Here is a 13,134-nt window from a genome sequence, read left to right on the forward strand (position 1 = left end):
GGTGGGCGCAGCGGCTAGGCCAGGCGGGTGACCTCGACGGTCACCGAGGACCCCTCGCTCTTCGGGCCGGAGAAGATGCCCTTGAGCGGCGGGACGTCGGAGTAGTCCCGTCCCCGGGCCAGCGTCACGTGCCGGGGGCCGATCTCCACGACGTTGGTCGGGTCGAAGCCGGACCAGCCGCCGTCCCACCACTCGACCCAGGCGTGGCTCTCCCCGGTGACCGCCTGGCCGATGCCGGCCGACGGCTTCGGGTGCAGGTAGCCCGAGACGTAGCGGGCCGGCAGGCCCAGGGCCCGCAGCAGCCCGACGGAGACGTGCGAGATGTCCTGGCAGACGCCCTTGCCCTTCTCCCAGGCCTGCATGGCGTTGGTCTTCACGTTCGTCGAGCCGGTCAGGTACTCGATCTGCTCGTACACGAACCGGCAGACCAGCTGGCCGGCCTCCCGCGGGCCGGCGTCGCCGACGACGGCGCGCACCTGCTGCACCACGGCGTCGTCCATCGCCGTGAGCCGGGAGGGGCGGAGGAACTCCCCGAACCGGTCCTGCACGTCCGGCGCGGCGAGGTCGGCCCACGCCACGGCCTCGGGGACGTGCGACTCGGGCCCGGCCTCGACCACCGAGGTCGCCTTGACCACCAGCTCGGTGTGCGGGCCGTGGGTGTCGAAGGCGGTGACCGTCGAGCCCCAGTAGTCGCGGTAGGCGTGCACCGACGCCGACGGCTCGATCTCCACCCGGGAGCGCAGCGTGGTCTGCCGGCCGCTGTTCTCCGGGGTCATCCGGGCCTCGTTGTACGACGAGCGGACCGGCCCGCCGTAGCGGAACTCGGTGCGGTGCACGACCTGCAGCCGCCACCGGTCGCTGGGCACCCGGGCCGGGCCGGCGGCCGGCGCCTGGGTCTGCGACTGGGTGCGCGCCGGGGACGAGGACTGGCTCTGCGACTGGGACACGCGGTCAGCCCACGCTCTCCGGCACCCAGATCTGCGGTGCCTGCTCGGTGAAGAACCGGTTGGTGACCGCCTCGCTGGCCAGCGAGCAGGTGCGCTGCAGCTCGTCCAGGCGGGTCGGCAGCTTCGCCAGGATCTCGTCGGTCTGCATGAACTCGAGCATGGTGCGGGCCCGGCCGACGATCCGGTGCGCCTCCCCGGCCACGCCGATCCGGTGCCCCTCCCGGACGTTCGCCCGCTCCAGCTCGGCCAGGCACCCCTCGGCCTGCTCCAGCGCGGCGAACACCGACCGCGGGAAGAGCCGGTCCAGCAGCAGGAACTCGGCGGCCCGGCTGGAGTTCACCGCCCCGCGGTAGGTGCGCAGGTAGGGCTCGTAGGCCCCGGTGGAGCGCAGCACCAGCGTCCAGGACGGCGCGGCGTCGCCGGCCAGCACGCGGGTCGACAGCATCCGGGCGGTCATGTCCACCCGCTCCAGCGAGCGGCCGAGGATGAGGAACAGCCAGCTCTCGTCACGGCTCATCGTGGCGTCGGCCAGGCCGAACACCATCGCCGACCGCTCCCGGACGAACCGGAACAGCGAGTGCGGGCCGTACCGGCGGGCCATCGTGCGCTGCTGCGGCAGCGCGTTGTGGGTGACGTTGAGCGACTCCCAGATCTCCGCCGACAGCACCTCGCGGGCACCGCGGGCGTTCTCCCGGGCCGCCGACAGCGCGCCGGTGATGGAGCTCGGGCTGGACCGGTCGAAGGCCAGCGTGGCCAGCACCCGCTCGGTGTCGGCCTCGTCCTCCGGGCACGGCGCGCCCATCAGCGCCAGCAGGTTCGCGCAGGCCCGGCGCTCGTCGATCCACGGGTCCTCGACCAGCCGCTGGGTGTGCACGTCGAGGATGCGGGCGGTGTCGTCGGCCCGCTCCACGTACCGGCCGATCCAGAACAGCGACTCCGCGATCCGGCTCAGCACGGGAGACCACCGCCGACCGATTGCTGCTGCTGCTGGGACTGGGCCAGGGCGTTGTCGTTGGGCGGGCCGGGGTCCTGGGCGGGCGGCTCGGCGGGCAGGTCGGCGGTGGTGAACTCGATCCGGGTGACGTCCTGCTCGGGCTCCGGCTCGACGGCCGGCCGGGGCGGGCTGATCACCCAGGTGTCCTTCGACCCCCCGCCCTGGCTGGAGTTCACGACCAGCTCGCCCTCGGGGAGCGCCACCCGGGTCAGCCCGCCGGGCAGCACCCAGACGTCGGAGCCGTCGTTCACCGCGAACGGCCGCAGGTCGACGTGCCGCGGGGCGATCCGGCCGTTGATCAGCGTCGGGGACGTCGACAGCCCGATCGGCTTCTGCGCGATCCAGTCCCGCGGCGCCGCGCGCACCTTGACCGCGAGCTCCTCCAGCGTGCGCTCGTCGGCCCGCGGGCCGATGACGATCCCCTTGCCGCCGGAGCCGTCGACCGGCTTGAGCACCAGCTGGTCCAGCGAGGCCAGCACCCACTCGACGGTGTCCCGGTCGTCCAGCCGGTAGGTGTCGGCGTTCTGCAGGATGGGCTCCTCGCCCAGGTGGTAGCGGATGAGGTCGGGCACCCAGGTGTAGAGCAGCTTGTCGTCGGCCACGCCGTTGCCCACCGCGTTGGCGATGGTGACCCGGCCGGCCCGGGCGGCGTTGAGCACCCCGGCGCAGCCGATCACCGAGTCGGACCGGAAGTGCACCGGGTCGAGGAACTCGTCGTCGATGCGGCGGTAGATGACGTCGACGCGCTGCTGCCCGTCCGTCGTCCGCATGCTGACCTGGCCGCCGGAGCAGACCAGGTCGCGCCCCTCGACCAGCTCGACGCCCATCTGCCGGGCCAGCAGCGCGTGCTCGAAGTACGCGGAGTTGTAGACGCCCGGGGTGAGCAGGACGACGGTCGGGTCGGCGATGCCGGTCGGCGCGGAGGCCTTGAGCGCGGCCAGCAGCTTGCTCGGGTAGTCGCTCACCGGCTGCACCCGGTGGTCGCCGAACAGCTCGGGCAGCACCTGGCTCATCGCGGCCCGGTTGGTGATCACGTAGCTGACGCCCGACGGCGAACGCAGGTTGTCCTCGAGCACCCGGAAGTCGCCGGCCTCGTCGCGCACCAGGTCGATGCCCGAGACGTGCACCCGGACGCCGTTGGGCGGCACCAGCCCGTGCGCGGCGCGGTGGAAGTGCGCGCTGGTGGTGACCACGCTGCGCGGCACGACGCCGTCGGCGAACACCTGCCCGGCGCCGTAGACGTCGGCCAGGAACGCCTCGAGGGCGTGCACCCGCTGGGCCAGCCCGCGCTCGATGAGCGCCCACTCCTCGTGGCCGATCACCCGGGGGACGATGTCGAGCGGGAAGGGCTGCTCCTCACCCGCGTGGGCGAAGGTCACCCCCGCGTCGCGGTAGGTCTGCGAGAGGACGTCGGCCCGCGCGGCCAGCTCCTCCCCCGACATCGGCTGCAGCGAGCTGAACAGACCGGTGTACGGGGGACGCGGCTGGGACGGCGCCGCGAACATCTCGTCCCACTGCTGCCCGAGCGGGTAGCCGTCGAAGAGGTCCGCCATGCGTCGAACCTAGACACGACGTGTGTCCCGCGCGTTTCGACGTCCTGGCGACCCGGTGGAACGGCCCCGTCGCAGGGGCCCACCACGAGCCTGCGAGTGGTGGGGGGCGACGGGGTCCTTGTTCAGGCCGAGGCGCGGCGGACCAGGTGGGTGCGGCAGACCCGGGACTCCGCGGGCCCGGCGACGCCCTCGATCTGGCGCAGCAGCAGCTCGGTGAGCAGTGGCGTCATGTCCGCCAGCGGCTGGGCGATCGTCGTCAGCGGCGGGTCGCAGACCTGGGCGACGGCGGCGTCGTCGAAGCCGACCACCGCGACGTCCTCGGGCACCCGGCGACCGGCGGCGCGCAGCGCCCGCAGGACCCCGAAGGCCATCGGGTCGGAGGCGACGAACACCGCGTCGAGGTCGGGCTCGCGGGCCAGCAGCTGCTCCATCGCCCGCTCGCCGCCGGCCACCGTGAAGTCGCCCTCGGCGACCAGCTCGGGCCGGTGCGGCAACCCGGCCGCGGTCAGCGCCTCGAGGTGGCCGGCGTGCCGGTCGACACCGGCGATCATGTCCAGCGGGCCGGTGACCGTGGCGATCCGGCGGCGGCCGAGGCCGGCCAGGTGCGCGGTGGCCTCCGCCGCCCCGCCCCGGTTGTCGGCGTCGACGAAGGCCACCGGGCGGTCGCCGAACGGGCGGCCGCACAGCACGAGCGGCACCCCGGCCTCGGCCAGCAGGTCCGGCAGCGGGTCCTCGCTGTGCACCGACATCAGGATCACGCCGTCCACGTGACCCTGCCGGGCGTAGCGGCCGACCTTCTGCTGCTCCCGCTCGTCACGGGCGGTCAGCAGCACCAGGTTGAGGTCGGTGTCGGCGAGCGTGGCCGACACCCCCCGCACGATGCTGGCGAAGAACGGGTCGGAGAAGACCTGGGTGTTGGGCTCGTTGAGCACCAGCGCGATGGTGTCGGTGCGCCGGGTGACCAGGCTGCGGGCCATCCGGTTGGGCACGTAGCGCAGCTCCGCGACGGCCGAGAGGACCGCCTCGCGCGCCTCCGGGCTGACCCGCGGGGAGTCGTTGATGACCCGGGAGACCGTCGCCCGGGAGACCCCGGCGAGCACGGCCACCGCGTCCAGCGTCGGCAGCAACGGCCGGGTGCTCGTGTCGGTCATGCGTCTCCAGTGCTCGGGGGCAGGTCCCCATGGTGCACCGTGAGAGCGCTCCCGCACAGCCCCTGACCGTTACCGAGCCGTTACTTGACAGCCAACTGTGGTCCAGACCACTCTGTGCGCCACGGCCGTGAGAGCGTTCTCACGCCCCCGGTGGACGGTGCAGTGGTGCACCCGTCCCGGGAGACCCAGGAGGTCAGCTTGTTCTCTTCCTCGAGGCGCAGTGCGGCAGCAGGAGCGGCGCTCGCCGTGCTCCTCACGACCGCCGCGTGCGGTGGTTCGGACGACAGCGCAGAGGCTGCGGCCGACTACGACCCGGACGCCCCCGTCACCCTGACGGTCGGCACCTTCGGCACCATGGACTTCGACAACGCCGGTCTCTACGACGAGTACATGAAGCTCCACCCGAACGTGACGATCGAGCAGAACAACATCGCCCAGTCGGCGGCCTACTACAAGTCGCTGCAGACCCGGCTGGCCGCCGGTTCGGGCCTCGACGACATCCAGGCGCTGGAGATCGGCTTCATCTCCGACGTCGTCACCAACCACTCCGACGCCTTCGTCGACTGGGCCGCGGAGGACAACGCCGACGAGCTCGAGGGCAACTTCTACGACTGGAAGTGGGGCCAGGCCTCCACCCAGGACGGCGCCACCATCGCCCTGGGCACCGACGCCGGCCCGCAGGCCATGTGCTTCCGCAAGGACCTGTTCCAGCAGGCCGGGCTGCCCACCGACCGCGCCGGGGTGGCCGGGCTGTGGCCGACCTGGGACGCGTACCTGGAGACCGCCCGCCAGTACAAGACCACGGCCGGCGCGGCCTTCCTCGACAGCCCCGCCAGCATCTTCTCCTCGTCGGTCTACCAGGGCGACATGGCCTACAACGACGAGGACGGCAACCCGGCGCTCGAGGAGAGCGACGGCGTGGAGACGGCGTGGGGCTACGCCAGCCAGGCCGCCGAGGAGGGCCTGACCGCCAACCTGTCGCAGTTCGGTGACGAGTGGAACGCGGCCTTCTCCAACGGCGCGTTCGCCACCATCGCCTGCCCCGCCTGGATGCTCGGCTACATCAGCTCCCAGATGGGCGAGGAGGGCGCCGGCCTGTGGGACATCGCCCCGCTGCCCGGGTCCAGCGAGTCCGCGTCCAACTGGGGCGGCTCGTTCCTCGGCGTCCCCAAGGAGGGCGAGAACGTCGAGGCCGCCAAGGACCTCGCCGAGTGGCTGACCGCCCCCGAACAGCAGATCAAGCTGTTCACCGAGACGGCGCACTTCCCCTCCAGCCCGCCGGCTGCCGAGGACCCGCAGGTCAAGGACGCCGTGGACGAGTACTTCAGCGGCGCCCCCACCGGCCAGATCTTCGGTCAGGCCGCGGACGGCATCCGCCGCACCCCGATCGGTCCGTACGACACCCAGATCCAGGAGGCCTTCACCACCGCGCTGACGGACATCGCCTCGAGCGGCACCAGCCCGGACGACGCCTTCCAGGACGCACTCAAGGCCTCGGAGCAGGCCATCGGCGGCTGAGCCCCGGCTCAGCGCACCCCCGGACGCGGTGCCCGGGAGCGTCTCCCGCTCCCGGGCACCTGCACCGGCCCGCCCCACCGCCGCCCCGGCCCGCTCCGGCCCCCGGGGACACCCGGTCCGCCCGTCCCCGACCACCCCGAGGCCCTGCATGACCATCGCGAGCCAGAGTCCCCGCGAGGCGCTGCTCACCGCGCCCGCGGCCGACACCACCCCGGCCCCCGACCGCACCCCGCCCCCCAAGCGCCGCACGACCCTCACCCGGAACCGCTGGGGCTACGCCTACGTCGCCCCGTTCTTCCTGGTCTTCGGCGCCTTCAGCCTCTACCCGTTCCTCTACACCGCCTGGGTGTCGCTGCACCGCACCAGCCTGTCGGACATCGACGGCGGCACCTGGGTCGGCCTGGAGAACTACCGCAACCTGCTGCAGAGCGAGTTCTTCTGGAACGCCGCCCGCAACACCCTCACCATCGGCGTCCTGGCCACGGTCCCGCAGCTGTGCATGGCCCTGGGGCTGGCCCACCTGCTCAACTACAAGCTCCGCGGCCGGACGTTCTTCCGCACCGTGATGCTGATGCCCTACGCGACCAGCATCGCCGCCGCGACCCTCGTCTTCGCCCAGCTCTTCGGCCGCGACTACGGGCTGATCAACACCCTGCTGGAGGCCGTCGGCCTCGAGCGGATCGACTGGGAGGCCGGCACCTGGAGCAGCCAGGCCGCCATCGCGCTGATCGTGACCTGGCGCTGGACCGGCTACAACGCACTGATCTACCTGGCGGCGATGCAGTCCATCCCCGGTGAGCTCTACGAGGCCGCCGAGATCGACGGCGCCAGCCGCTGGAAGCAGTTCCTGCACGTGACGATCCCGTCGCTGCGCCCGACGATCCTGTTCACCGTCGTCGTCTCGACCATCGGCGCCGTCCAGCTGTTCGGCGAGCCGCTGCTGTTCGCCGGCAACGGCACGACCTCGGGCGGCTCCTCGGGCCAGTACCAGACGCTCGGCCTGCTGATGTACCAGCAGGGCTGGAGCAACTTCCACATCGGGCAGGCAGCCACCACCGCCTGGGCCATGTTCATGATCATCCTGGTGGTCGTGGGGCTGAACGCCGTCATCGGCCGCCTCCGCAGCCGGGCAGACCGGTAGGAGACCCGGCATGGCGACCCTCGCACTCCCCGGCACCGAGACCACCGCAGTCACGCCGGTCGACCGGCCCGAGCGCCGCGGCGGGAAGGGCAGCAGGTCCGGCAAGGCCGGGCCGGTGACCTACACGCTGCTCACGCTGACCGCCCTGGTGTCGATCTTCCCGCTGTACTGGACCGTCGTCGCGGGCTCGCACACCAACGCCGAGCTGGCCGGCAGCCCGCCGCCGTTCCTGCCCAGCGCCAGCCTGTTCGACAACTTCAAGCTGGCCCTCGAGCAGGCGCCGATCGGCAAGGCGATCCTCAACTCGATCATCGTCGCCGGGTCGATCACCGTCGGCACGGTGCTGTTCTGCACGCTGGCCGGGTTCGCCTTCGCCAAGCTGCAGTTCCGCGGCAAGGGCCTGCTGCTGGCCCTGGTGATCGGCACGATGATGGTGCCGACCCAGCTGTCGGTCATCCCGCTGTTCATGATGATCGCCGACCTGCAGTGGGTGAACCAGCTGCAGGCGGTCATCCTGCCCACGCTGGTCAGCGCCTTCGGCGTCTTCTTCATGCGGCAGTTCCTGATCTCGGCGCTGCCCAACGAGCTGCTGGAGGCCGGCCGCGTCGACGGCGCCTCGACCTTCCGCATCTTCTGGTCGATCGTCGTCCCGGTCGCCCGGCCGGCGATGGCGGTGCTGGCGATGCTCACGTTCCTCACCGCCTGGAACGAGTTCTTCTGGCCGATCATCGCGCTGACCACCGCCAACCCGACGGTGCAGGTGGCGCTGGCCGGACTGGGGTCCGGTTACGTCCCCCAGCAGTCGGTGATCATGGCCGGCACGCTGCTGGGCACCCTGCCGGTCCTCATCGTCTTCACGATCCTGGGCAAGCAGATCGTCGGCGGCATCATGCAGGGCGCGGTGAAGGGATGACCCGCTGCGCACCCCGTCCTCCCCTCCCCCACGTCCCGAGAGGTGCCTGACCATGGCCACCGTGTCCTTCCAGCAGGCCAGCCGGATCTACCCGAAGGCCGACCGGCCCGCGGTCGACGCCCTGGACCTCGACATCGCCGACGGCGAGTTCCTGGTCCTGGTCGGCCCGTCCGGCTGCGGCAAGTCCACCTCGCTGCGGATGCTCGCCGGCCTGGAGGAGGTCGACTCCGGCTCGGTGCTGATCGGTGACCGCGACGTCACCGACTCCCCGCCCAAGCAGCGCGACATCGCCATGGTGTTCCAGAACTACGCGCTCTACCCGCACATGACCGTCGGGGAGAACATGGGCTTCGCGCTGAAGCTGGCCGGGGTCAAGAAGACCGAGATCGCCGGCCGGGTCGCCGAGGCGGCCAAGATCCTCGACCTGTCCGACTACCTGGACCGCCGCCCCAAGGCGCTGTCCGGTGGCCAGCGGCAGCGGGTGGCCATGGGCCGGGCGATCGTCCGCTCACCGCAGGTGTTCCTGATGGACGAGCCGCTGTCCAACCTCGACGCCAAGCTCCGGGTGCAGACCCGCACCCAGATCTCCGCGCTCCAGCGCCGGCTGGGCACCACCACCGTCTACGTCACCCACGACCAGGTCGAGGCGATGACGATGGGCGACCGGGTGGCCGTGCTCAAGGACGGCGTCCTGCAGCAGGTCGACACCCCCGGGGCGCTCTACGACCGGCCGGCCAACGTCTTCGTCGCCGGCTTCATCGGCTCGCCGGCGATGAACCTGGTCACCGGGGACGCCGTGGACGGCGGGGTGCGCATCGCCGGCGCCGTCCTGCCGGTGCCCCGCGCGCAGCTGACCCGCGCCGCCGCCTCCAACGGCAAGGTGACCGTGGGCTTCCGGCCCGAGGCGCTGCACCTGGTCGGCCGCGGCGAGGGCGTGCCGGTGGAGGTCAACGTCGTCGAGCAGCTCGGCGCCGACGCCTACCTCTACACGACCCTGGCCGGCGGGGACGACGACGTCATGCACACCTCCGACGTCGTCGTCCGGACCGAGCCCCGCTCCGCCCCCGCCGCCGGCCAGCAACTCTGGCTCGACGTCCGCGAGGGCGACCTGCACGTCTTCGACGCGGCGACGCAGCAGCGCGTCAGCTGACGTAGGACCCCCTGCCCCCACCACTCGCGAGCTCGCGGCGGGGCACTGCAGGGGGCCAAGTCCCCACCATCCGCACGTCTGCGGTGGGGCCCGGCAGGGCCGCACCGCCATCCGTCACTGACAGCTAGGAGCACCTCCCACCCATGACCTCCACCGACGTGCGCCCGGGCACCGCCGCCGCGCTCTCCTTCCCACCCGCCTTCACCTTCGGCGCCGCCACCGCGGCCTACCAGATCGAGGGCGCGGTGGACGTCGACGGCCGCGGCCCCTCGATCTGGGACACGTTCAGCCACACCCCCGGAAGGACCCACCTGGGCCACACCGGTGACGTCGCCGTCGAGCACTACACCCGGTACCCCCAGGACGTCGCCCTGATGAAGGACCTGGGCCTGGACGCCTACCGGTTCTCCGTCTCCTGGCCGCGGGTGCTCCCCACGGGCGCCGGCGCGGTCGAGCAGCGCGGCCTGGACTTCTACCGCCGGCTGGTCGACGAGCTGCTCGAGGCCGGCATCGCCCCGTGGCTGACGCTGTACCACTGGGACCTGCCGCAGGCGCTGCAGGACCGCGGCGGCTGGACCGAACGGGACACCGCCTACCGCTTCGCCGAGTACGCCGGGGTCGTCCACGACGCCCTGGGCGACCGGGTGCCGCACTGGTCGACGCTGAACGAGCCGATGTGCAGCTCGCTGCTGGGATACATGGCCGGCCAGCACGCCCCCGGCCACCGCGACCCGGTGGAGGCCTCCCGTGCGGTGCACCACCTGCTGCTCGGCCACGGCCTGGCCACCCAGGTGCTGCGCGACAAGGGCGCCGACCACCTGGGCATCACGCTGAACTTCACCCCGATGTCGCCGGCCACCGACTCCCCCGCCGACGTCGACGCGGCCCGCCGGCTCGACGGCCAGCAGAACCGGATGTTCCTGCTGCCCGTCGCCACCGGCGAGTACCCCGCCGACGTGGTCGAGGACCTGGCCGCGGCCGGCGCCCCGCTGCCGGTCGAGGACGGCGACCTGGAGATCATCAGCACCCCGCTGGACTGGCTGGGCGTGAACTACTACTTCACCAGCACCGTCCGGGCGCTCAGCGAGCCCAACGGCAAGCCCCCGACGTTCATCGGCGCCGAGCTGGTGGAGGACCTGGAGCCGGAGGGCCCGCGGACCACCATGGGCTGGGGCATCGACCCGGCGGCGTTCACCACGCTGCTGAACTGGATCGGCGGGGTCGCCCCCGGGCTGCCGATGTTCATCACCGAGAACGGCTCGGCCTGGCCCGACGTCGTCTCGGCCGACGGCGAGGTGCACGACCCCGAGCGGGTCGACTACCTGGTGCGGCACCTGGCGGCGATGACCGACGCGATCGAGGCCGGCACCGACGTCCGCGGCTACTTCGCCTGGTCGCTGCTGGACAACTACGAGTGGGCCCGCGGCTACGACCAGCGCTTCGGCCTGGTGCACGTCGACTACGAGACCCAGGTCCGGACGCCGAAGGACAGCGCCAAGGTCTACGCCGAGGTGCTCCGCCGGCACCGGGACGACCAGCCCGGGGCGACCTCCTGACCTGAGGCGCACCCGACCTGCTGCGCACCTGACCTGCTGCCACGGCCGCCGTACCCGGACCCCCGGGGCGGCGGCCGTGGTGCGTCCGGGGAAGACATCGGGGGTGCGGGGGCTTACAGTGCCCACGTAGTTGAGCTCTCAACCGAGATGAGGCAGCCATGCCCGCCGTGACCGTCGAGGACACCACCACCCTGGCGCGGGTGCCCGTGCCGGCGCCCCGCACCGTCCGCCGGCGCACCCGGTCGGTGACCACGGCGCCGTCCGGCTTCGAGGGCGAGGGCTTCCCCGTCCGGCGGGCCTTCGCGGGCGTCGACCTGCGCGACCTCGACCCGTTCCTGCACATGGACCAGATGGGCGAGGTCGAGTACGCGCCGGGCGAGCCCAAGGGCACCTCGTGGCACCCGCACCGCGGCTTCGAGACCGTCACCTACATCCTCGACGGCACCTTCGAGCACGCCGACAGCCACGGCGGGGGCGGCACGATCAGCAACGGCGACACCCAGTGGATGACCGCCGGCGGTGGCGTCCTGCACATCGAGCGGCCGCCGGAGGCGCTGGTGCTCTCCGGCGGGCTCTTCCACGGACTGCAGCTGTGGGTGAACCTGCCCCGCGCGCAGAAGTGGGTCGAGCCGCGCTACCAGGACCTGCGGGCCCGGGAGTCGGTGCTGCTGGCCACCCCGGACGGCGGGGCGCTGCTGCGGGTCATCGCCGGCGACGTCGGCGCGCACCGCGGGCCGGGGTCGACGTACACGCCGATGGCCATGGTGCACGCGACCGTCTCCCCCGGCGCGACGCTGGACCTGCCGTGGCGGCCGGACTTCAACGCGCTGGTCTACGTGCTCTCCGGCAGCGGCTCGGTCGGCATCGACGGCGCCCCGGTGCGCACCGGGCAGCTCGCCGTCCTCGGCCCCGGCGACACCGTGACGGTGCAGGGCACCCGGCCCGGCGACCGGCACGCCCAGGCGCGCACCCCCGACCTGGACGTCGTCGTCCTGGGCGGGCTGCCGATCCGGGAGCCGATCGCGATGTACGGGCCGTTCGTGATGAACACCCGGCAGGAGGTGCTGGACGCGATGACCGACGCCTCCGCCGGCCGGCTCGGCCGCATCCCCGCCACCTACACCGCGCACGGTGACCTGCGCGGCGAGAGCGAGTAGGAACACGCCATGAGCAACCTCGAGCCGCGGCCCGACGCGCACGAGCTCGGCGGGCTGGCCGCGGCCTCCGCCCGTCCGGCGCTGGACCTGCTGCCGGGCAAGGAGGTGCTGCTCGGCGAGGGCACCCGGGTCCGCCGGCTGCTGCCCACCCTGGGCCGGCGGCTGGTCGGGGCCTGGGCGTTCGTCGACCACTACGGCCCGGACGACGTCTGGACCTCGGCGGGGATGGAGGTGCTGCCGCACCCGCACACCGGGCTGCAGACGGTGTCCTGGCTGCTGGACGGCGAGGTGCACCACCGCGACTCGCTCGGCAGCGACGTGGTGGTCCGGCCGCGCGAGCTGGCGCTGATGACCGCCGGGCACGCCATCGCGCACGCCGAGCAGTCACCGGCCCAGCACCCGCGCTGGCTGCACGGCGCGCAGCTGTGGGTGGCGCTGCCCGACGCCGTCCGGGACACCGCGCCGGCGTTCGAGCACCACGTGGCGCTGCCGGGGTTCAGCTCGGACGGCGTCGAGGCGACGGTGCTGATGGGGTCGCTCGGCGGGGCGACGTCGCCCGGGACCGCGCACACCCCGCTGGTCGGGGTCGACCTGGCGCTGGCCGCCGGCACCGACGTCGAGCTGCCGCTGGAGCCGGACTTCGAGCACGGCGTGCTGGTCGCTGCGGGCTCCGCCGACGTCGAGGGCGTGCCGCTAACCCCTGGCGCGATGCTCTACCTGGGCTCGGGCCGGCGCACCGTCCGGCTGCGCGCCGACGCCCCGGCCCGGCTGCTGCTGCTCGGCGGGGAGCCGTTCGAGGAGCGGATCGTCATGTGGTGGAACTTCGTCGGCCGCTCCGGCGAGGAGATCGTGGAGTACGCCGAGCAGTGGGCCGGCGGCGACCGGTTCGACGACGTCCCCGGCTTCGACGGCTACCGCCTCGGCGCCCCGGCCCTGCCGCCCTTCCCCCTCAAGCCCCGCGGCCGCGAACGCTGACCCCACCCCGCACGGTTTCGCGCGCCTTCCCACGCACGGTTTCGCGCGCCTTCCCACGCACGGTTTCGCGCGCCTTCCC

Annotated in this window: 11 protein-coding genes; 7 read left to right on the plus strand and 4 right to left on the minus strand. The window is 72.7% G+C overall.

Annotation, left to right across the window (positions count from 1 at the left end):
* Positions 1-14: 14 nt before the first annotated feature.
* From HL054_RS20255 to HL054_RS20270, 4 genes are all read right to left on the minus strand, one after another.
* Entirely contained in the window at positions 15-947 is a 933-nt protein-coding gene (locus HL054_RS20255; protein WP_369140898.1) for a transglutaminase family protein, read from the minus strand.
* A 4-nt stretch (positions 948-951) separates the two neighbouring features.
* Positions 952-1,902 carry an alpha-E domain-containing protein gene (locus HL054_RS20260; RefSeq protein ID WP_369140899.1) on the minus strand — a complete coding sequence of 317 codons (951 nt, stop codon included), beginning with the start codon at positions 1,900-1,902 and terminating at the stop codon, positions 952-954.
* Complete coding sequence (locus HL054_RS20265; protein ID WP_369140900.1) at positions 1,896-3,494, minus strand: circularly permuted type 2 ATP-grasp protein; 1,599 nt, start codon at positions 3,492-3,494, stop codon at positions 1,896-1,898. The genes HL054_RS20260 and HL054_RS20265 overlap by 7 nt, the downstream gene beginning before the upstream one ends.
* A gap of 122 nt (positions 3,495-3,616) precedes the next feature.
* On the minus strand, positions 3,617-4,645 hold the full coding sequence (locus HL054_RS20270) for a LacI family DNA-binding transcriptional regulator (RefSeq protein ID WP_369140901.1): 1,029 nt from the start codon (positions 4,643-4,645) through the stop codon (positions 3,617-3,619).
* 246 nt (positions 4,646-4,891) lie between these two features.
* Between HL054_RS20270 and HL054_RS20275 the strand changes: the two genes are divergently transcribed.
* The 7 genes from HL054_RS20275 to HL054_RS20305 all read left to right on the plus strand — a co-directional run bounded on the left by HL054_RS20275 (position 4,892) and on the right by HL054_RS20305 (position 13,055).
* Positions 4,892-6,163, plus strand: a complete 1,272-nt coding sequence (locus tag HL054_RS20275) for an ABC transporter substrate-binding protein (protein ID WP_369140902.1) — start codon at positions 4,892-4,894, stop codon at positions 6,161-6,163.
* A 148-nt stretch (positions 6,164-6,311) separates the two neighbouring features.
* A complete protein-coding gene (locus HL054_RS20280; protein ID WP_369140903.1) occupies positions 6,312-7,304 on the plus strand; it encodes a carbohydrate ABC transporter permease in 993 nt (330 codons plus the stop codon).
* A 10-nt stretch (positions 7,305-7,314) separates the two neighbouring features.
* Entirely contained in the window at positions 7,315-8,217 is a 903-nt protein-coding gene (locus HL054_RS20285) for a carbohydrate ABC transporter permease (protein WP_369140904.1), read from the plus strand.
* A 52-nt stretch (positions 8,218-8,269) separates the two neighbouring features.
* Positions 8,270-9,367, plus strand: a complete 1,098-nt coding sequence (locus tag HL054_RS20290; RefSeq protein ID WP_369140905.1) for an ABC transporter ATP-binding protein — start codon at positions 8,270-8,272, stop codon at positions 9,365-9,367.
* A 143-nt stretch (positions 9,368-9,510) separates the two neighbouring features.
* A complete protein-coding gene (locus HL054_RS20295; RefSeq protein WP_369140906.1) occupies positions 9,511-10,923 on the plus strand; it encodes a GH1 family beta-glucosidase in 1,413 nt (470 codons plus the stop codon).
* 158 nt (positions 10,924-11,081) lie between these two features.
* Positions 11,082-12,080 (plus strand): pirin family protein, encoded by a 999-nt coding sequence (locus HL054_RS20300; RefSeq protein WP_369140907.1) that lies wholly within the window; start codon positions 11,082-11,084, stop codon positions 12,078-12,080.
* Positions 12,081-12,089: 9 nt separating this feature from the next.
* Positions 12,090-13,055, plus strand: coding sequence for a pirin family protein (locus HL054_RS20305; RefSeq protein ID WP_369140908.1), 966 nt, complete (start codon positions 12,090-12,092; stop codon positions 13,053-13,055).
* Positions 13,056-13,134: the final 79 nt, after the last annotated feature.

The sequence above is a fragment of the Modestobacter versicolor genome (assembly GCF_041028285.1).
Classification (GTDB): domain Bacteria; phylum Actinomycetota; class Actinomycetes; order Mycobacteriales; family Geodermatophilaceae; genus Modestobacter; species Modestobacter versicolor_A.

Bases quoted from the DNA above. Each gene is read 5' to 3' on its own strand.
- HL054_RS20265 (WP_369140900.1), bottom strand. From the start codon at position 3,494: ATGGCGGACCTCTTCGACGGCTACCCGCTCGGGCAGCAGTGGGACGAG.
- HL054_RS20270 (WP_369140901.1), bottom strand. From the start codon at position 4,645: ATGACCGACACGAGCACCCGGCCGTTGCTGCCGACGCTGGACGCGGTG.
- HL054_RS20280 (WP_369140903.1), top strand. From the start codon at position 6,312: ATGACCATCGCGAGCCAGAGTCCCCGCGAGGCGCTGCTCACCGCGCCC.
- HL054_RS20285 (WP_369140904.1), top strand. From the start codon at position 7,315: ATGGCGACCCTCGCACTCCCCGGCACCGAGACCACCGCAGTCACGCCG.
- HL054_RS20290 (WP_369140905.1), top strand. From the start codon at position 8,270: ATGGCCACCGTGTCCTTCCAGCAGGCCAGCCGGATCTACCCGAAGGCC.
- HL054_RS20295 (WP_369140906.1), top strand. From the start codon at position 9,511: ATGACCTCCACCGACGTGCGCCCGGGCACCGCCGCCGCGCTCTCCTTC.
- HL054_RS20300 (WP_369140907.1), top strand. From the start codon at position 11,082: ATGCCCGCCGTGACCGTCGAGGACACCACCACCCTGGCGCGGGTGCCC.
- HL054_RS20305 (WP_369140908.1), top strand. From the start codon at position 12,090: ATGAGCAACCTCGAGCCGCGGCCCGACGCGCACGAGCTCGGCGGGCTG.